Raw genomic sequence first — 21,869 nt, 5'->3', positions numbered from 1 at the left:
TAAGTTATAAAATAAAAAAAGGAACTATAGTATATCATAATTCCATCAGATTTGGCAAATATAAAAAAATTATATTGAAAAGGAGTTGCCTTATATTTGTGTATTTAAAACATTCTTCTCATTGTATATACCCATTTTTCTCAATCCATTGTGCGATGTATGAACCGATGATGTCAGTTTTAACATCCAATCCGAGGGGTGTCATGTGGCAAACATCGAAGAAATGGTCTGTTCCAGCATTAAACTCTTCCGCCACAGGGATGTATAAGATTCTTTCCTGTTCACAAAAATTTTTTAATTCTTTATTATATATATTAATGATTTTTAGGTAAGTATCAAAGGTTATTATCGCATCGTCCAAAGATACCCATACATTGCGAAGATTAAAGTCATAATATAGTTTTGCAATTATTTCATACCATTTGATTTTAGGATAGGCAAAACTACAGATAGCCATTTGAACTCCCTGATTTTTACAGGCACAGTTCATTGCTCCTAAATTTCTAAAGATTGTTTTTTGCAGGTAATCCGCAATGTATTCATCGGAGGGTAGTAGTTTCCGATTAAATATGCGGTTTAAGAAGGTGGAGTGTGTCAGTATTATCTTACATGAATTCGGTAATTTTAGCCAATATGGGATGTCATGGTAACAGATGTCATTAATAGCATTATAATAGACCAATAAATTAGGTTGAAGTCGAAGGAACTCATTAACCCTGCGAACTTCGCCAAAAGAACGAAAACCACATATCCCTGCATTGATAACATCAATCTTATTGGAATGAAAATATTTATTTAACTTTCTTTCCATAATATTAGGGTAAGTCATATCATTGGAGTTCCCTTCTTCTGTAGTTGAGCCTCCGATACAAACAATACGGAACACTCCATCGGGTTTAGGCATAATAATGTCGTCATCACGAAAACCAAAATTATTATACTGGGCAATATCGTCGGTTTTTCTCCAGTTAGGTTTATAGGAAAAGAAAGTGACAAGCCAGGGACTATCATTAGTAATAGGTGTGTTTGGAGATTTCAATGAGAATGGGTAGTTGTCCCTAATTTCCTTTGCTAATAGAATGCTTCCTTCAGGGTATGCTGAAATTTCTACTTGATAATAATAAGTATAAAAACACTCATATTTTAACTGCGTGGAAAAAGGCAAATGGAATGGATTCTTTATTGTTTCCAGAACAGAATTCCATGAAGGGTCATAATAGCCTGATGGGATGCCTTGAACAAGATTGTATATATACCTCTCTATAACAGGGTCGCCATGTGATTCTATAATGTTCCCCTTTTTATCAAATTTCATTTCTGCTATACCCTGCAAAGTAAGTTCGTAGTCTTTGTTGCAAGTGTAATTATTAGAAATGGTTGTTTGATAGCCATTTTGTTTATAAGTATTGGTAAAAGATTTTTCATCTATTGATAATTCTTTCAAGATGTCAGGTTTTAGATCATCTGATAAATTCACCATTCTATATACTTTGCTGGTTTGTTTTTCAAATAGAGGCTGATATAGGTAATTGGCTGTTCTTAGTATAACTCGTGTCCCTAATTCTATGGATAAGCATAGAATTACCGTCCACATTAATAGTAGGAAGAGTATATAAAAAACCTTGAAAAGTGATTTTATAGACGACATATTTATCATTTATATTCTTCTAATAACTGCTTTAATAAAACATTATCTGGATACAATCGAATTGCTTTCTTGAGCAAGGAAATAGCCTCCTTTCTATTACCTAATGAGTATTCTAATTTTGCTAATCGATAGTATGCTAACTGTGCACATGCTTCTGATTTGTGGGAATACCCGATAGCCTTTTTATATATTTTTTTTGCTTCGTTTGTTTGTCGTGATAATTCATAAGCACGACCCAATCCACAAAGAATACAAGGAGAGTCTGGTGTTTTGTTTCTTAAGTCAGACCATAATTCTATCCATTCTTTTTCGGAAAAATAATGGATATTGTCGTGTATATCCTCTATTTGGATTATTGGCTCAATTTTATAGGGAATTATTGAAATTAAAGTTGTTGAATAATAGAAAATACTTTCGATATCTGCATCTTGCGAATTAAGTAAAGATGTTACTATTGGTGGATAGACAAGGTATAGATTTGGAGTAATTTTCGACAAGAATTGGAGTATATCCAGAGACTTTTTGTATTCGTGATTATCAGCTGTGTAAACACCCGCAGTTAGCATATATGCTATTTGTCTATGTAAAGGAAGAGTAGAACACAATGTATTATCTAAATCCTGTTCGTTTTTCATAGCCAGTGAAAATAGTTCTTTCAAATCATAGTACATGCTTGTGTAAGGGGTTGAAAGTAAAATGTCTCTATTTAGGGAGATAGATTTAGAGAGAGCTTCTTTTGCAGTATTTACATCAGTTAAACTCTTTGAATAATAAAACCATGCCACAGAGGAATCCTGAAGTTTTGATATAACATCTTTCCAAAAACGTTGCTTATCTTCTTCTGAAAGATTGCTTTGTAACAATAAGTTATTCAATTTAATACCCAAAATCGGTTCATGTGGTTTGTTGGACATCAGTTGTAAATATATTTCCTTTGCTTGTTCAACTTGTCCTGTTTTTTCATAAATACTTGCCAATGTAAGCCCATATTCAATAGAATAGGGTTCTTCCTCCATAAATTTTTGTAGAATCTCATACGCTTTTGTCAAGTCCCCATTATAGAAAGCATTATTAGCATTATTGATGCCCATCCGTTTTGTAGATATTCCATACGGTTTCCAGCAGGGATTAATCATTTCTTTTGAATAAGGGGCTATTTTCTGATATAAATTGGGTAATTCATCCTGCACGAAGTAATAATTTATGAATAAAGGAATATGTTCGGGATTGCATATTTTATATATATTTTGAACTTGTAGATTACTCGTATCTTCAATTCGTATTCCTATAAAACGGTTCCAATCAGAGTTCAAATCTTGTAGGTGTTCGTAAACGGGGATAAAGTATCGAACATACACAGATTGAGTATCGGATGGTGTGTAGCGAGTTATTGTTAAATTGCAAGAAAAATCATCTAATCCGTCGTATAGGACTTCGAAACATGCAGGAAATTTGTTAACTAAAAAATCTACAACGACTATGCTCACTTCAAAAAAAGGAACTGCCATAAAATGGTCATCAAAACTGAGAGATAAGGGCTTTTCAAGAGAATAAGCGGTTCCTGCTTGGGTTGTATAACTTTTGTAAGATACTGGTACTCGTTCCGCTGTTTCGTACAAACGAAATAATTGAGTAAGTTGATAACTTTGAATTTGTCGGGCAACAACTAAAATACCGAAAGCAAAAAAAGTGATAGTAAAACCAATAATGCAAAACCTTTTGAAGATTCTCTTTAACTCATGTATATTTTCATCTAATTTCTCTTTGCCACCTTTCCATAGCTGACATAATCCATGTAAAGAAACATTCAAGGCTAAAAAATATAGCAGATATGGAACAAATGCCAGATAAAAATTATGGCGAAAATTGAATTGAAGTGTCTGAATACTCATAGCGAAAAGTAAAATTACTGAGAAACAAATTCCTTTATGTAAGTCTATCGCCATGAAGATAATGAGAACAACAAGTGAGAGTAATGTTCGATAGGGATTGATGGGTAAGGTACTGGTCAATATGCGGTCTGACAATCGTGCTATTGAAGAATAAATACGTATTACTATATCCGCAGGAAACCAATAAAGATAGGTAAAAAATAAATTTCGCTTTTCCAGTTCTGAATTTTTTTTAACAAACAATTCGTAATCGTTTAAAGATTCATTATAGTAACTATGATTATCAGCAGTTACGGAAACGAGCAAGTCATTATATTTAGGCATGCGTTCGTAGTTTGTGCGTTGAAGACCAGCGAGGTCATCATGTTCGGTTCCAAAACCCATCAAGATATCATGCCAGCCTAATGTGCCAAATTTATGAAATGACTGCAAAATGGGATAAGATGAAAACAAGAATACAAGTATCGTGATGATAACACCTACTATTCGGATAGGGATTTTGGGAATATGGTTTTCCTTAGGGACTATTATTAAGATGAATAACGATAAAATAAAGAACATGAGTAAATCACGACGAAAACCTATCCCTATCCCACAGATTAGCCCTAATAGTAAACAGGATACAAGGAACCGCTTGTTAGACCTTTTCCCCTGAATTAAATAGAAAAGAATGAGAATAACAGTTAGTATGAATGGAGCCCGCACAAAGTCACGAAGGATAGGGAGAATAATTAAAGCTATTCCTGATATAACAAAATAAAAACCAATAAAAATAGAAAAATAAGGAGGAAGAAATGTCCTTGCTATGGCATAAACAATTAGCACGGTCAAAACATATAAAAATACGAGAAACCAGCGCAAAACTTCCCATGAAACACCAAAAATTCGCCAGACCAGACCTACTGTATATATTAAATATCGGTGATATTGTTGATAAATATCTAAATCCTGTGCTTGAAATTGAGCGGGGATATATTCTGGCAAAAATATTTGTTCATTAAAATCCAGAAATGAGCGAAGATGGGGGATACCAGATGGGTCAGTATTCACAAATCCTTTTCCACATGCAAAAAGAATAGAAGGAATGTATAAATCAGTCGAAATACTTCCACCTGGACCATGCCAATCCCGTAAAGACTTTTCTGATAGAATTATAGAAAAACCAATAAGAAATACTATCAAAACAATTTCGAATATAATTGAAAAATATAAAACTTGTTTTGAAGAAAAAGACATAAGAATAAATTTATGACGACCTATGAATAAGTAATTTTTAAAGCGTGTTGCTCTAACTTCAATAAATTATACTTAATTTTGAACCACAAAAACCCTTCTAAAGAAAAGAATGAGCTGTGTTTCCTATCATAATTATTATTAAGAGCCCCCTCTATTTATCTAATTCTGTTAGTGGGGGCTCTTCCAGTTCAAGTATCTTTTTAGATTCGTCAGTGTCTAATTGTTCAACATTCTTAAGTTTGCGGTCGATTATTAAGGTTCGTTTTTGAGCTTGTTCTATTTCATTAGCAGCAGATTCTAATTTTATTTTTGTTTTTGTTAATAAATCATTAAATTTCTTGAACTCGGTTTTCACTGCTCCTAACACTTTCCAGACTTCCTGTGATTTTTTTTCAATGGCAAGGGTTCGAAATCCCATTTGAAGACTGTTCAGGATAGCAGTGATTGTTGTTGGACCTGTGATTATCACGTTCAGCTCTTTTCGAATCTTTTCAAATAAACCAGGAACTCGAAGAACTTCAGCAAATAATCCTTCTACTGGAAGAAACATTATGGCAAAGTCAGTTGTGTGTGGTGGGTCAATATATTTTTCACTAATATCTTTTGCTTCACTCGTAATACGGGTGGTTAATGATTTAATGGCATCACTCATCGCATTAGTATCCGCAATCTGTTGTGCATTTAAAATTTTCTCATAATCTTCTCTTGGAAATTTTGAATCAATAGGTAGTAATACATATTTTCCATCTTCATCTTTTGCAGGAATTTTTATTGCAAACTCTACTGCGGTCTCTCTCTTAATTTTTGCATTCTTTTCATATTGATTTGGAGTTAGAATGTCTTCAAGTATGCTTTCCAACTGTAACTCGCCAAAAATGCCCCGCTGTTTAACATTCGTTAATACCCGTTTTAAGTCGCCTACATCTGATGCGAGTGTTTTCATCTCACCCAATCCTTTATAGACGCTTTCAAGTTGTTCACTAACCGTTTTGAACGATTGAGACAAACGGTTTTCAAGAGTTGTTTGAAGCTTTTCATCTACCGTTTTACGCATCTCTTCTAATTTTGCTTCATTTTTCTCTTGCAAATGGCGGATTTCTTTCTTCAATGTCTCATTAATATCTGTAAGGTTTTTAGAATTAAGTTGTGTTAGTTGGTTCAAGTTCTCCGAGAAGATTTTTAATTGTTCTAATTGAGCTTGAGATAGGGATTTTAAGGTGGTATTTATGGTTGTCAACAACTCAGTTCGAGTTCGGCTCATCTCATCAAAGAACGTTTTGTTAAGAGTAGACTGGTGTTCTGTCACTTTTTGTATTTGGTTTATGATATCGTTTATGGATTTTTGGGAAAAATTAGAAAGTTTTAAAAGCATGAAACACTCGTAAAGGAGAAATAAAAAAATAACGGGTAGAAAAATAGTAGATATAAGGTAAACCGTAGTTATAGACATAAATATTTACTCCTTTTTCTTTTGATTTTGTAGCTAATAATACTATATCAAAAAAATACGAGATGTTGAATTATACGAAGTATAATTCAGCAATAGAACTCTGTTTTATGATGTTTAATATTATATAATGTAACTTATGACTTACTATCAGGTATTTCGCAATAGATATAGAGGTTTCACCCTTATTGAGTTGCTGGTTGTTATTGCCATAATCGCAATTCTGGCGGGTATTCTTTTGCCCGCTTTATCTCGTGCTCGTGAATCGGCACGCCGTTCTTCGTGTGCTAATAATCTAAAACAAATTGGCTTATCTCTAATTATGTATGCTAATGAAAGTAAGGGCAATTTCTATCCCCCTATCAAAGCGATAAAAACCCCTTGGACAGAGAATGCAACCCCTTGTAGTGTGGTAAATACAGAAGAATCGTTTTTTGAACCGAAGTGGATGTATCCCGAATATCTATCCGACTTGAAGGCATTGATTTGCCCTTCGGATATTGACCGAACTGTTGCATTGGGACCCGGAGGCTGGCTCAATCAAGAGACCCAGGAACCCGATTTATGCAAAATTAATGATATTTCATACAGTTATTTAGGGTGGGTAGTTGTCCCATCGCTCTATTTAGTTCCCAACGGAAATGAACAGGCACCCGACCCACGCACAGAGATTGAAGGGGCTTTTGTTACTGTGTTCCGTGAGATGCTGGATGAGGCTTTGAATGCACCCCTCAATTCTGTTGCAAGGATATACGACCGCGATTTGTCGTTTTATCCATTTTATCCTGGCGATACTCAAAAACGAGTGGTATATCGTCTTAGAGACGGTGTTGAGAGGTTTCTGAACTTTAGCTCTTCTACATCAGAAATTCCAATAATGTGGGATAATTTGTTCAAAAAAGGGGAAGGGGAGGGATATAATACTCCCATGCTTAATCATCAACCCGGTGGAGGGAATGTCTTATATCTTGATGGACATGTTGAATTTATCCGTTATCCAACCCAATTCCCTTATACCCGCGTGTGGCTAACAGTGTGTAATCAAATGAATGGCTTTCATTAGGGAACTAAAAACTGCTAAGAGTGTTTAATATTATCAGATTGTAATACAACAAAAAAATTGTTGGAAGGAAAGAAAATATGAAAGACATGTCACGTCGAGAATTTGTGCAAAAAATTTCAGTCCTCAGTATGGGCTCATTTATACTTTCTCAAATGGCTTATTCGGAGGATAAAACGGAAAAGAAACAAGACCGTCCTAATTTTATTGTTGTACTGGCAGATGATATCGGGGCAAAAGAGTTGTCCTGCTATGGGAATAAAGAAATTTGCACACCCAACTTAGACCGCATGGCACAAGAAGGAGTAAAGTTTGAGACCTGCTATGCTACACCTATTTGTCACCCTACCCGTGTTATGCTGTTAACAGGACAATACGGTTGTCATAACGGTATATATAATTTTGCTAATATGCGAGGAGGACCGGAGCCTGATAGTGATATAGAAGATATTGCTAAAAGTCATCGAACCTTTATCAATCTGCTGAAAGAGGCAGGCTATACTACTGCCATGTCTGGCAAATGGCAATTATCCGGTAAACTACCTAAACTTATCTTTGAGTGTGGATTTGATGAATATTGCACATGGGCATATAAAAACTATATCCCGCCAGATGTTCAATATACGAGTGGATTTGAAAGCGATGGTAGATACGCCCGATATTGGCATCCGTCTATTGTTCGAAATGGTGAGTATGTCCCAACAAAACCCGATGACTATGGACCCGATATACATAATCAGTTTGTTATTGATTTTATGAACCGCCACAAAGACCAGCCATTTGTGATTTATTATCCAACCTGCCTCACTCATGCTCCTTATGTGCCGACACCGGATTCAAAAAAAGAAGGTGATGATTTAAAAAAGAGTGATAAAAAAAATTATAAAGCCAATGTGGAATATCTGGATAAACTCATGGGAAAACTGATAGAAGAGATTGAGAAGGCGGGACTGAAAGAAAAAACCATCGTTATTTTTGCAGGGGATAATGGTACGGGGGGATCAGGTAAAGGGGAGCCTACGGAATTAGGAGCACGTGTGCCGATGATAGTTTGGGGACCGGGTTATGTCAAACAACGAGGCAGTGTAATGGAACTAACAGACCTGTCGGATATTCTGCCGACGCTATGTGATTGGGCAGGTGTGACTCTACCCGATGATAGACCAATTGATGGTGTATCCCTGGTACCGTTCCTCAGCGGAAAAAGAGAAACAACCCGCGAATGGATATTCAGTTTCATTGCTGACCGACGCATCCTGAGGACAAAACGCTGGCTATTAGAAGACAATTCCCCTCTCCATTATGGGAGACTATATGACTGCGGAGATTGTCGTAACGGGACTGGCTATAAAGAAGTAACCAATTCCGATGATGCCGAGGTTATCAAAGCCAAAGAATATTTCAACCAACTTTTAGAAAAACTTCCCGCTCCTAAATTAGACCACGAAGGTCCTCCCACAGAAAAGCAAAAAGAACAAAAAAATAGACAAAAAATAAAACAAAACAAACTTGAAAGACGAGTAAAGAAAAGAATGCAAGAAAAGTAGAACTATGTTCCCTTATATTTATTAGTAGGATTATTAATATATAATTCTATTATTAATGGGTCATTTAAAAAGTATTTTTCAATACACTTTTTAACTTTCTCCCAGGGTAATCCTCCAAGTCCACAACCAATTTGAGGCATGGCAACGGAGTTTATCCCCCACTCTTTATAATGCTCTTTAAGATAAATAAGTCCATCTTCAATCCATTCTATTTTTGAACTCCCTCTCCAATGAATTTTTGTCGGGAAAAGAATTATTCCTGGTCTTGTTTGACTGAAAAGATCAGGCTGAATTGCCATCTGGAAATCTTTTTTAAATTCTTCTTTATTTATTTCAAATTTTGTTTCAGAGATATTTTATATTTAGGACAAGTAATACTGTCAATATTTTTTTGTTTATTAATAGTAGAATTATCAAGAAAACTAAAGAGACAAGGCCTTGGAGAATAAATTTACTATTTTTACTCTTGCTATTCTATATTGTAAATTTTATTTTTAGACAAATTTGATTTTTCAGATTTTTATTTAACAGGATACAAATACGTAGATGGAATTAAAATCAACTTCTTTATTGAAAGGACAGGTTATGGTCATACCAATTAGAAGATTTAGGGGAGAGTTAAATATAAAAACTTTAATAGTAGTAGTTCTTTTTATGGTTATATGTTGTTTGTGGGTATTTGGAAGTGATGGGGAAGGGGAAGCGGATTTTGTTCTGGTAAAGAACGGCAAGCCTGTTTGTTGTATTGTTGTATCTGAAAATCCGACGCTATCAGCACGCCTTGCATCATTGGAGTTGCAATACCATATCTTGAAAATGACAGGGGCGGAATTGCCTATTAAAAGTGATGCAGAACCTGTTTCGAAACGGAAAATACTTGTTGGAGATAGTCATCTTGCTAATGATTTAGGTTTTCGGAGTTCAGACCTGGCTCCACAGGAGTATATTATCGCATTTCGCACAGATGCGCTGATTCTTTTAGGTCGGGATTGGGAAGATACAGAAGCAAATCGCCGTGAATTAGGCAGACCGATGAGTTGTGGAAACACCCTCGCAGATACACGTCATAAAATTGATTATTGGCAAACTGTCGGTATGCCATTGCGTAGTCAAGGGGAAATGGAATTGCCTGGGGTATATGATGACCAGGGGACTTGTTATGCGGTGTATCATTTCCTCGAACAGTTTTGTGGTGTTCGCTGGTATGGTCCGAATGAGATTAATGTTATTATTCCTACTCAATCTACACTTATGGTAAAAAGCATAGATATTCGCCGTTCACCTGCGTTGAAATATCGGGACGCTTTATGGTCAGGTTTCTGGCCCTTTATGCAAAAGCAATGGGGAACGGTATCCCGTGCTGAAGTATTTCTATTCTGGCGACGATTGCGTTTAGGAGGTGAGAAATGGGCAGGGAACCACACATTCCATAAATATACAATTGAGAAGTATTTTACCGACCCGGAATATCAGGCGAAAGGCTCTGGTTCCGGTACACAGCTGTGTTATACACACCCCAAACTGATACAGGAAGTAGCACAGATGGCAGATGATTTTTTTGATGGAACTAAGGATGTGCCGGAAGGCTGGAAAGCAGTAGGAAACTATTTCGCTATTGTTCCTGATGATAATTTGAAATTTTGCCGATGTGACCGTTGTCGGAAATTAATAACCTCTGGTCGTGATATGTGGACGGGACAGTTTAGTAGTGGTCGCATGAGCAATTATATTTTCTCCTTTGTGAATGCGGTAGCAAGAGAATTACAAGAGACACATCCAGATAAATATATTACCGCCCTTGCATATTGGGAATATGCCTTACCTCCCCGTGGTTTTGATATTGAGCCAAATGTATCCATAGCCCCATGTCTACATACCTGCTACTATGCTATTCATAAAGAAATGCGAGAGAACGATATGAACCTATATCATGACTGGCTGAAAAAAGCAAAGGCACCTGTTTTTTTGTGGAATTATTATCACCATCCGATGGAGGCGGGATTGGTAGGTGGATTTAAATGTTTCCCAAACATTATGGTTCATAAGACCGCAGAAATTATGCGGAAGTTTATCGGGGACGGAATACGAGGTATTTTTATATGTGGTGAACAAGATATGTTAGAAGGGTATGTTATTGCTAAAATCTGGGATGACCCGACGCAGGATATAGATGCAATATTAGATGAGTTTTTTCATCTCTATTTTGGCAATGCAAGTGAACCTATGAAAAAATTTTACCTGTCAATTGAGCAAATTGCGTGCAATCCGGAGAACTACCCGAAGCCATATTACAAACCGAATGGAATTGACTGGAAAAATGTAGCATGGACCACTTTAGGTACAGAAGAACGAATGATGGAATTAGGCGAGCTTATTTCACAGGCACAGTCCTCTGCACAAACCGATGCAGAAAAACAGAGAGTCCGACAATGGCAAGAAGCACTCTGGGACTGGATGCTTAAAGGTCGAGAAGAATATTATTCAAATCAAAAACATGAGTAGTGATGATATGAAGGGAAATCTTTTAAGATTAGTGTTTTAACAAATTTATTACTATATTAAAATTAAAAAATGATGGGATATTTTATTGTATTTTGATTTTAGTCTTATATCTATATAGAATTATTACGAGTTATATTCTATAAAGTCTAAGGAGAAAAAGTATGAAGAATTGTGGGTTTGTTTTGATTTTAATGTTGCTCATCGGACAATTTGCCTATTCTTTCCCAGAAGTCGTATGCGTAAACCCTCAAATACTTATACAAAAAGTATTTGGAACAGAAACACCTGGGGGAAAGTATAAGCATCCAGCATCCATAACAGAACTGGATAATGGTGATTTGTATCTGGCATATTATTGCGGTACTGGGGAGTATGAAGATGATACAAAAGTATTTGGTTCAAGGTTGCCGAAAGGTTCTAACCAATGGCAATCGCCAGTAGTTATTGCAGATATTCCGTGGCTTGGTGAGGGAAATCCTGTAGTTTGGCAGGGACCAAATGGTATTGTCTGGTTATTTTATGTGGTGCGATATGGTGAAACGTGGTGCACATCGCGGATACATTATAAAATTTCAAAGGATGGAGCCAATACATGGTCTGACTCTGCTGTGCTTGCATTTGAGCCAGGTATGATGGTGCGTTCTCAACCGTTGTTGTTAAGCAATGACAAATTTATTCTGCCTGCATACCACGAGAAAGGTGATGACCCAGAATTTACTGCACCAGAAACAAGCTCCGTATTCTTTATTCATGATTTAAAAACTCGCACATGGACACAAAGCAATCATGTCCACTCACGTATCGGTAATTTACAACCTTCTGTTGTAGCCTTGAGCAATACACATCTTCTTGCATACTGCCGTCGAGGAGGAGGGTATGACCCAATTCCAGATGGTTTCATTGTGCGAACCGAGTCGTTTGATGGCGGGAAGACATGGACAGATGGCGTAGACACAGAATTTGTAAACCCTAATGCTGCTATCGACCTTATAAAGTTAAAAAATGGACATCTTCTATTGTTTTTTAATGATAACCCAGGGGATAGAAATCCTCTTTCCGTAGCAATCTCAATGGATGAAGGGAAAACATGGAAGATAAAAAGAGACCTTGTGCGTGGTAAGGATTCGTATGCTTACCCGTATGCCATACAGTTGAAGGATGGTAGAATAGCATTGATTTTTACCTCACATGAACGCACACAAATTAATCTCGCTATTTTTACTGAAGACCAACTTATTAACTGGAATGAAAAAAGTAACAATAAGGAATAACCCATGATTAGCACAACTTTATTTTCCATACATTTTATCCTTTTCCATGCCATTCTCTGGGTTAATGCTTGCGAATGGGGCGAATTAAATGTCCCAGAGGATGGAAATTATGCTGTTTGGGTCTGGACAGAAAAAGGCAAATCAGGAGAAGTAATTATTGATAATCAAAAATTATCTTATTCTGCACCTGAAAAAGAGAAAGATAAAAAGGATGTAACAGACTATATATGGTTGAACATAAAATCATTAACTATAAAAAATAGCCAAACCATACAGGTTCATGGAGATACAAATGTCTTTTCTATTGTGCTCTCCAATCAGACAGATTACAATCCCGAGATATGGTGTAAATACGCACGAGTTTTACAAGAGCCAAAACGAGTATCCGATGCTCGTGTAGAGATGATACGCAATACAAATACAGTTTTTACTATGCCCCATTTTGACAATTTACAGGACTGGGAATCATTTGCAGAACACCTTCGCAGAACCATATCTATTGCATGTGGTCTCTTCCCTGAGCGAGAAAAGTGTCCGCTAAATGCAAAAATATTTGATAAATTTCAAGGGGATGGTTTTACTGTAGAAAAGGTATATTTTGAATCGTTCACTGGATTTTATGTTACGGGCAATTTATATCGTCCCGTTAAAGAGGGAAAACATCCAGGGGTTTTATGCCCTCATGGACATTGGAAAGAAGGGCGATTTGAGAATAGTAATATAGGCTCTGTTCCTGCTCGATGCATTACTATGGCTCGCATGGGTTTTGTCGTGTTTAGTTATGATATGGTTGGTTATAACGATTCACAGCAACTCCCTCATAACTGGGGTACTAATTTGCTAAAATTATGGGCTATTCATCCATGTGCCGTCCAGTTATGGAATAGCATTCGGTCATTGGATTTTCTACAAGCATTACCGGATGTTGACCCTGAACAAATCGCATGCACGGGTGCTTCTGGCGGAGGGACACAAACATTTCTACTATTTTCAGTAGAACCACGAGTTAAAGTCTCCGCACCTGTTAATATGATTTCCTGTTCCATGCAGGGAGGCTGTATCTGCGAAAATGCCCCGTTAATTCGCAGAAATGCATCGAATATGGAAATAGGGGCATTAATGGCTCCGCGCCCCATGATACTTGTATGTGCCACAGGTGATTGGACACGGGCAACTCCTCGGGTGGAATATCCTGCAATCCGAAGCATATACAAATTGTATGGTGAAGACGCAAATTTAGAATACCAGCAGGTCAACGCAGAACATAACTATAATAAAGAAAGCCGTGAAGCGGTATATCGTTTCTTTGGGAAACGGTTCTTTCCACAACAAAATTGGGAACAATTTTCAGAGCCAGATTTGGAAATTCCACCGAAAGAATCACTTCGCGTTTTTACAGATGATAAAATTGAAGAATTGAAAAAAGCAGGTTATGATGAAACATTAAATAAATTCGTTTCCGAGAAAAAGTCTTTGCGGAATAAATATATTGCAATAAAAAAAGAACAGGTAAAAGAATTCCGTGAAAAAGATAAGCATTCTCTCGCCGTTGTAACCGGTGCGGAAATACCTGCTATAAATGATACGTTGGGAACATGTGTCTCTGTGAGTAGAGAAACAACCTTTGTGTTAGAACGCTGGATTATATCACGGGCAAAAATTCACGACCAGGTACCTTTATTATTTTATAGGTCTAATAAACCAGAAACACAAAAAGTAGTGCTATGCGTTCATCATGAAGGCAAAGGATATTTTGTAAATCCGGATGGCTCACTTCATCCTGCACTTCAAAATCTTATGCAAAAAGGGTATGCAATCGCTCTGGTAGACCTATTTTTAACAGGAGAACATCAATCACCGCTTGAAAAAGTCAAACGGAAAGAAACCTCAAATTATCTGGATACATTCTTGAATACTCGACCTGCCGAACAGATACAGGATATTATCACATCGCTGGTTTGGTTAAGTTCCCGTAGAGATTTGCAAACACCTATTACATTAATCGGTATGGGAAATGCCGGTGTATTGTCATTACTCGCAGGGGCTATTTGTGATATTGCTAATCCTATCTTTGCAGATATGAACGAACTTGACCTAAATGATGATAGTATTTGGGAACAATATTTTTATATTCCCTGTATTCGGAGTATTGGCGATATCCAGAACGCCTTATGGTGGATTGTTCCTGAACGAAATTGCTCTATTTTCCATGTCCATCCAAATCTGTCTCTCTATGCACCTGTAGCTATTCAAAATCAAATCAAAGATTTGAACGACCTTGTAGCACTTGTAAATTAGAATAGTAAGGGATAAAAATACGAACTCGTATCTATTGCTCGGATATAATATAATATTCAAAAACAAGTAAAGGAGATAAGCGTTGGAAATAAAAGTTTATGAAATAACTCCTTTTTTTGTGAACACTTACATTTTGATTGATGATGGAGAAGCCATTGTTATTGACCCCGGTGAAGCAAATATGAGACTCATTCAGGACCTAAAGAATTTGTCTGTTCGTGCTGTTATTAACACACATTGTCATATAGACCATTGTGGAGGTAATGCCAGTGTTTGCCGTGCAACAGGTGCTCCGTTGTTGATGCACCCTGAAAGTGAAGTTGTATTGCAAACTTTGGGACAGCAGGCTCTGCTGTTTGGCGTTCCGTTTCAATCCTCTCCACCCCCTGATGACTACCTTCAAGAAGGAGACGAAATTAAGGTAGGGAATATTACGTTGAAGGTGTTATATACTCCAGGGCATGCGCCTGGGCATATTTCCTTAGTAAGTGATGGTTTCGTATTTGTTGGCGATGTTCTTTTTCAAGGTTCTATTGGGAGAACAGACCTTCCCGGTGGCGACTATGATACATTAATAAAATCTATCAAAGAAAAACTCTTCGTTTTACCTGATGATACCATCGTTTATTCCGGACATGGTCCTGCGACAACCATTGGTATTGAACGAGAAACAAACCCATTTGTGGGCGAGTTCTGAGGAACTGTTTATGACACTTTTTTTATCATTATTTGTTTTTATTTCCTCTTATGCAGTTCCTTTTGATGTCCAATTGTCTCCTGACCAGATATTGCCCATTGTTTTTATTGATGAACCGCTAATTGTTGCAGTTTCAGGACCGCCTAATACACCATTTGAAATGGAAGTAAATATTACCAATATAAATGGTGAATCGGTTATTCAGTTCATCCCTGACAAACCGATTACATATCCGAGTGGAAAATATTGGGTCTCTGTTTCCGAATTAACTCCATTACGGACGTTTTTAATAGCAAACATTTCGATAAAGTATAAAAATGAGTCCAATGAGTGGAAAATCCCTTTCTGTAGAGTTGAACGAAACACAGAAACGTCAGGGTTGCCACCAGTTGTTCTCCACAATCCAGATAATGATGGTTTATATGTGGCTCAAATGATAGGGATACGTAAGGTATCTTTTGATGACAACACATCAGATTTAGAAACACGTATAAAAAAAGCAATATCCATGAAATATTATGTTTCATTTGTTTTTAACTATGACAAACACGCATCTCCATTAGATGCTTTTGAAGATTTAAATAATCGGTTTGGCGGTTATATAAGCACATGGGAAATCGAAGGTAATTATACCCCTGATTTTTTAAATAAATGTGTCCAGATAGCAAGAAAATCTAAAAGTATAGGGACATTTCGTCCTTCATTCAAATCGTTAGAATCAATACCCTCTGTTATTCAAGCGGTTTCTTCTGAAGAACTTCATGAAATTGCATGGAGTGGCGAGGTACAAGGACGAGAAAATTTTGATATAGTAAGGAATACAATTATTGGTTATGGTGGAGAAGGTATTAAGCTATTTCTACATTTTAATAACGGGAATTTGCCAGCAGACACAGTTGCCCAAATTCAGAAACTTTGGGAAATGAAATCTTGTGGCGTAGATAGTTTCGTAATTCCATATACAGTGTTAATCCAGGACGGCAAAGTCTCACAACTCTTATCTTTTCTATCAGGTATTTCCCGTTTTTGGGGTGAAGAGGCGGAGTCAGTCGGGTGGTATACGTATTCAGATAATTTGCATGCGTTTATTTTCCAGACATTAACTCATTGGTTTATGGCTTTCTGGGGTTCAGAACCGTTGAAATTAACAGGAGAAGGTTTAGCGACAACTCAACTTTTTGATTGCTATGGAAACCCTGCAACATTACCGCAAATTGAAAATGGGACACTGAGCCTCAATTCAAGACTTGAACCCCAGTATTTGATAGGCAATACGTATGAAGTATTATATAAAGCGGCTGAAAATGCGTTGGCAAGGTTAGCTCAAGAAATAAACAGTGATACCTATACTTCGTTGAAAAATCCCGTTATCACGAACGCTGTGAAGAGTATTGCTGATAATCCTAAAGATAGCCAAAGTCGTAGTCATATCTTAAATCTGTTGCGTGAATTACCGCAATTGGAACAAGTGCAGGTAAAAGATTATGAAACATTCGTTCGAAAAAATTTACTTATTGCTAAATTGTCCTGCTTTATTAAAAGAACGTGCATTACCGAGCAATTTCGGGGGGAACCATTCCGCGAACCTCTTTTAGACATCATTACTCGTAGTGAAGAGAAAATAACAGAGTATCTAACAGGTTCCACATCACATTCCGAAAATGATTATCGGGCAAATTGGATTTTGTCAGAGGTACATCAACTTATGGAGCGTGCAAGCAAGTTAACCTCCGCAGGTAAACGTATTGAGGCTACAGGGTTAGCATATCTTGCAGAGAGCAGGGCTCAATCTCTCGAATATCTACGGTCTTCACCAGTGGCTATTCCAGATATCGATAAATTAACTCCAATTACACCAATAACCATAGCGAAAAAGGAAGAACAAAAAGTAGAACCGCCGAAACCTACTGAAACAGCCGTATCTTCTGAAAGTAAGACATCTGTTGCAACTACTACTGAGCCTAAGCCTAAGAAGGAAACAACCGAAGGTCCTATTCTACATACAGTCAAGCGAGGTGAAACTATTGCTTCAATATCCAAACTTTATGGAATTTCTGAGGCAGAATTCTGTGCTTGGAATGGGGTACGTAAAGGTTCAGCATTAAAGGCGGGTAAAATTTATAAAATACTACAGCCTAAAACAAAACCTGAGCAAAAAACAGAAGAACCAAAAATGGTTGATGCTAATGAATACATTGTACAAAAAGGGGACTACCCTGCTCTTATAGCAAAAAAACTCGGTGTGTCTACAAACGAACTGTTAAAGGTGAATAACCTTACAGAAAAATCACGATTACAAATTGGACAAAAACTAAGAATACCAGGTGATAAAAAACAGAAGGTAGAAGAAAAGAAGCAGGAGCCAGCATCACCTTCGCAAGAAAAAGTAGAACAACCAACCCCACAAGAAGCGGTAACACAAGAAGCAGTAATGCAAAAAGAGGGAGAAGAGAAAACAGAAGAAAGACGAGAAGAAAAACTGTTAGTTCAAACAGAACAATCCTCTATAGAAACAAAATCAGAAGAAGGAATGAAGATATATAAATTGCTTCCTGGTGACACTCCTGCTATTGTTGCCAAAAAATTTGGTGTACCTGTTCAATCTCTTATGGAATTTAATAATATAACTGACCCCACAAAATTACGGGCGGGTCAGGAATTAAAGATACCCTCAGTAGAAGGTAGCAAAATAAAAGAGGAACCCAAAAAAGAAAGTCTTAAATCGGAGAGAGAAGAGCAAAAAACAGAATCATCAGCACCTCAAAGCACGGAAGAAAAAATTCATATAGTTTCTAAGGGAGATAATCCATATACAATAAGTAAAAAATATGGTGTCCCCTTAGATGCTCTACTCAAGGCGAATCAATTAACTGAGAAATCAACTCTTAGCATAGGACAAAAGTTAATTATCCCCGCCCCTACAAAGGAACAATAGGTATTTTGATTTTATCTGTTTTATCTTAAACCTAACGCATCCATCATGTCATACATGCCAGGTTCACGACCATGAATAAATCGTCCTGCACGGATAGCCCCTTTGGCAAAATTGTCCCGATTATGTGCAATATGTGTTAATTGTAGACGTTCCCCATGTCCAATAAAGTATACAGTATGTTCACCAACGACATCCCCTCCACGAACTGCTAACACGCCGATTTCCTCCTTTTTACGGGGTCCAATAACTCCTTCTCTCCCATATAAAACATGTTTTTTAGAGTCTAAATTTAACCCCTCTGCTACTTCCTTTGCTAACCGTAAAGCAGTGCCACTGGGACTATCTTTTTTTTGATTATGATGAATTTCTACAATTTCTGCATTGTAATCCATTCCTAAACATTCCGCAACTTCTTTTACTAAACGGAATAACAAATTTACACCAACACTCATATTCGGTGCATATAAAATAGGAATTTCCTTTGAAAAATCTCGTAGAGATTGTTCTTGTTCTGAGGAAAGCCCTGTTGTCCCTATTACAACACCTTTCTTTAAGGAACACGCAATCTGAGTATGACGAACAGAAGACGCTGGTTGAGTAAAATCAATTAACACATCTGCTTTTACTATTTCGTCTTTAGCGTTATCACCTAAAACAATTTCTTTAGGACTACCTTTTTCCCCTCCATAAGATATAACTCGTCCCTTGAACTCAGGCAAATCAAAAGCACCACATACCTGAATATCCTCTTCCCAACCTGCAACTTCTAATATTCGTCTCCCCATTTTACCTAAGGCTCCTGCAACACATATACGCATCGTTGTTCTCCTCATTAAAGTTATTAATGACACATTTTTTATGAAATGCTTGCCCAGAGTGGAGTTGATGCTAAGAATACTTGGGCAGCAAAATACAATGGACCACCTATTACAAAATTCCAATTATCTGATTTCCGAAATCGGTCACGTGCCACAAACATATCAGACACGTAAAACATCAAGGCACCAACTGGCAAATTCCATAACCCACTATATGCCCATGCCCCAATGGCTAAAGACACCATGCAACTAATAATCACCATATACATATACGCTGGTAACCGCATAGAACCTAAATTAGGATTTAGCCAATATGCTATACCTATTGCAGGGACTATGGATATCACCAATGCTGAAATAGTCAGAAATGGGTCAACTTTGACTATTAAAAATGAGACAATGTAACACACATGTGCTAAAAGAAATGAAATAAGGCCTAAAAGAAAAATAATCGAATTTCGTGATAGCAAAAATAAATCGCCCCACCATGAGCATATTAACCCAATAATAATCCATATCATAGGAACATAAAGGTAATCTGGCAATTGATAGTGTAAAAGGGATGAAATAGCGATATATAGAAAACAATTAGAAGCCATCATTTTTCCTATGCCACGTGTCCATTTTTCTTTCTTAAATTCCCCATAAAAACATAACAACAAAAACCCCACCATACATAATACAACCGTAATAAGATTTACCATTTTCTCGAATTCTCCTCTAACAAATAAAAAATTATAAATGATTGTAAAATAAAGCAACCATAGAAGGCAAGACACTAATTGTCCCACGAAGATTCTAAATGGAAATAAAACCTTCTTACAGCCAAAAGTATCTTTGTTGCTGTTTAACAGGCTCAATATGCTGTGTCTTTACTACTTAATTTAGTATTAAGTTTAAAATAAAACACACTTTTATATTCCTGTTCCTTTTGTTTAAAATTTGAAAGGCTTATACAAATATGAATAATATGTAATATTCAGCAATTGTGATTGATATTGAAAACATATAAGGAGTGGGTTATGGAAAAAAAATATATTCTTGCTTTAGACCAGGGAACAACCAGTTCACGCAGTATTCTTTTCGACCATGAAGGGAATGCAGTAGCAGTAAGTCAACAAGAATTTAAGCAATACTATCCGAGACCAGGTTGGGTTGAGCATGACCCATATGAAATTTGGAATACCCAATTAGCAACAGCACGAGCGGTATTAAAAAAATGTGGAGCATCTGCGGATGAAATCGCAGGGATTGGCATAACGAATCAGCGTGAAACCACCGTATTATGGGATAAAAAAACAGGTGCACCAGTACATCCAGCGATTGTGTGGCAGTGTCGAAGAACAGCTGGATTATGCGAACAATTACGCTCAGAAGGACTTGAAGAAGAAATACGTAATCGAACAGGTCTGGTTTTAGATGCGTACTTCTCTGGGACAAAAATACGTTGGATGTTGGACAATGTGTCTGGCTTAAGAAAACGTGCAGAAAAAGGAGAAATATTATTTGGAACAATTGATAGTTGGTTATTGTATCAATTAACGGGTGTTCATGCTACAGACTATACAAATGCTTCACGAACACTATTATTTAATATTCACACATTAGAGTGGGACGATACAATTTTAGATGCTCTGAAAATACCAAAAAGCATATTGCCAGAAGTACACCCCAGTAGTAAAATTTTTGGTCACACCGAAGTACTCGGCAAATCTGTGCCTGTATCCGCACTAATTGGCGACCAGCAATCTGCATTATTTGGGCAAACAGCATTTAATACAGGTGAATGTAAAAACACCTATGGTACAGGTTGCTTCCTTCTCATGAATACAGGGAATGAAGCACCTCCATCGAAGCATGGTTTACTTACCACTGTGGCGTGGGGATTAGATGGAAAAGTAACGTATGCCTTAGAAGGAAGCGTCTTTGTCGGTGGTGCGGTAATCCAATGGCTTAGAGATGAAATGAAACTGATACAATCCGCAGTAGAGAGTGAAGAGATTGCCATGTCAGTACCCGATACAGGTGGTGTTTATTTAGTCCCCGCTTTTGTAGGATTAGGTGCTCCATACTGGGATATGCATGCTCGGGGATTAATCACAGGAATTACACGCGGGACGTCCAGAGCCCATATTGTTCGGTCAGCATTAGAATCGATTGCTTATCAATCTGCCGATGTCGTTTTTACAATGGAGCAGGATGCAGGAACAAAAATTACACAGTTACGAGTAGATGGCGGTGCTGCCGCAAATAACTTCCTGTTACAACATCAAGCAAATGTTTTAGGGAAACCTGTTATTCGTGGCTCAACTCTTGAAACAACAGCATTAGGTTCTGCATATCTTGCAGGTCTTGCAACGAAATTCTGGAATGGACAAGAAGAACTGAGAAAACGTTGGCGTATCGGTCGTATATTTGAACCACAATGGACAGAAGACCAAAGAAAAACAGTCCTACAAGCATGGCAAAACGCCATCCAAAGAGCACGTAGTAATTAATATTAAAATAAACATTATAT

The 21,869-nt window shown here is 37.0% G+C and carries 14 protein-coding genes; 8 read left to right on the top strand and 6 right to left on the bottom strand.

What is annotated here, in order from left to right; all coding sequences use genetic code 11:
* Nucleotides 1–118: 118 nt before the first annotated feature.
* The 3 genes from PLJ10_10585 to rmuC form a co-directional block, all read right to left on the bottom strand.
* Nucleotides 119–1,657, bottom strand: coding sequence for a GDSL-type esterase/lipase family protein (locus PLJ10_10585; protein HOK10095.1), 1,539 nt, complete (start codon nt 1,655–1,657; stop codon nt 119–121).
* A complete protein-coding gene (locus PLJ10_10580; protein HOK10094.1) occupies nt 1,654–4,722 on the bottom strand; it encodes a tetratricopeptide repeat protein in 3,069 nt (1,022 codons plus the stop codon). The genes PLJ10_10585 and PLJ10_10580 overlap by 4 nt, the downstream gene beginning before the upstream one ends.
* A 205-nt stretch (nt 4,723–4,927) precedes the next feature.
* On the bottom strand, nt 4,928–6,226 hold the full coding sequence (gene rmuC, locus PLJ10_10575) for a DNA recombination protein RmuC (GenBank protein HOK10093.1): 1,299 nt from the start codon (nt 6,224–6,226) through the stop codon (nt 4,928–4,930).
* A gap of 136 nt (nt 6,227–6,362) precedes the next feature.
* Between rmuC and PLJ10_10570 the strand changes: the two genes are divergently transcribed.
* Together PLJ10_10570 and PLJ10_10565 are read left to right on the top strand one after the other, a co-directional pair.
* Nucleotides 6,363–7,286 (top strand): DUF1559 domain-containing protein, encoded by a 924-nt coding sequence (locus PLJ10_10570; protein ID HOK10092.1) that lies wholly within the window; start codon nt 6,363–6,365, stop codon nt 7,284–7,286.
* 77 nt (nt 7,287–7,363) lie between these two features.
* Nucleotides 7,364–8,830: a sulfatase-like hydrolase/transferase gene (locus PLJ10_10565; protein ID HOK10091.1), complete on the top strand. Its 1,467-nt coding sequence runs from the start codon at nt 7,364–7,366 to the stop codon at nt 8,828–8,830.
* A 2-nt stretch (nt 8,831–8,832) separates the two neighbouring features.
* On the opposite strand, the gene PLJ10_10560 is transcribed toward PLJ10_10565, so the two are convergent.
* Nucleotides 8,833–9,129, bottom strand: a complete 297-nt coding sequence (locus PLJ10_10560; protein ID HOK10090.1) for a macro domain-containing protein — start codon at nt 9,127–9,129, stop codon at nt 8,833–8,835.
* Nucleotides 9,130–9,484: 355 nt separating this feature from the next.
* Between PLJ10_10560 and PLJ10_10555 the strand changes: the two genes are divergently transcribed.
* The 5 genes from PLJ10_10555 to PLJ10_10535 all read left to right on the top strand — a co-directional run bounded on the left by PLJ10_10555 (nt 9,485) and on the right by PLJ10_10535 (nt 18,533).
* Complete coding sequence (locus tag PLJ10_10555) at nt 9,485–11,332, top strand: DUF4838 domain-containing protein (protein HOK10089.1); 1,848 nt, start codon at nt 9,485–9,487, stop codon at nt 11,330–11,332.
* Nucleotides 11,333–11,493: 161 nt separating this feature from the next.
* Complete coding sequence (locus PLJ10_10550; protein ID HOK10088.1) at nt 11,494–12,603, top strand: exo-alpha-sialidase; 1,110 nt, start codon at nt 11,494–11,496, stop codon at nt 12,601–12,603.
* Nucleotides 12,604–12,606: 3 nt separating this feature from the next.
* Entirely contained in the window at nt 12,607–14,901 is a 2,295-nt protein-coding gene (locus PLJ10_10545) for an acetylxylan esterase (GenBank protein ID HOK10087.1), read from the top strand.
* 82 nt (nt 14,902–14,983) lie between these two features.
* Nucleotides 14,984–15,598 carry an MBL fold metallo-hydrolase gene (locus PLJ10_10540; protein ID HOK10086.1) on the top strand — a complete coding sequence of 205 codons (615 nt, stop codon included), beginning with the start codon at nt 14,984–14,986 and terminating at the stop codon, nt 15,596–15,598.
* A gap of 10 nt (nt 15,599–15,608) precedes the next feature.
* Nucleotides 15,609–18,533, top strand: coding sequence for a LysM peptidoglycan-binding domain-containing protein (locus PLJ10_10535; protein ID HOK10085.1), 2,925 nt, complete (start codon nt 15,609–15,611; stop codon nt 18,531–18,533).
* 20 nt (nt 18,534–18,553) lie between these two features.
* Here PLJ10_10535 and dapB read toward each other — a convergent pair whose 3' ends face one another.
* Together dapB and PLJ10_10525 are read right to left on the bottom strand one after the other, a co-directional pair.
* Complete coding sequence (dapB, locus tag PLJ10_10530; GenBank protein HOK10084.1) at nt 18,554–19,351, bottom strand: 4-hydroxy-tetrahydrodipicolinate reductase; 798 nt, start codon at nt 19,349–19,351, stop codon at nt 18,554–18,556.
* A 38-nt stretch (nt 19,352–19,389) separates the two neighbouring features.
* Nucleotides 19,390–20,055 carry a lysoplasmalogenase gene (locus PLJ10_10525; protein HOK10083.1) on the bottom strand — a complete coding sequence of 222 codons (666 nt, stop codon included), beginning with the start codon at nt 20,053–20,055 and terminating at the stop codon, nt 19,390–19,392.
* A gap of 318 nt (nt 20,056–20,373) precedes the next feature.
* Between PLJ10_10525 and glpK the strand changes: the two genes are divergently transcribed.
* Complete coding sequence (gene glpK / locus PLJ10_10520; protein HOK10082.1) at nt 20,374–21,849, top strand: glycerol kinase GlpK; 1,476 nt, start codon at nt 20,374–20,376, stop codon at nt 21,847–21,849.
* Nucleotides 21,850–21,869 lie beyond the last annotated feature (20 nt).

The sequence above is a fragment of the Candidatus Hydrogenedens sp. genome (assembly GCA_035361075.1).
GTDB lineage: Bacteria > Hydrogenedentota > Hydrogenedentia > Hydrogenedentales > Hydrogenedentaceae > Hydrogenedens.
This window is presented reverse-complemented; position numbering and strand designations above follow the sequence as displayed.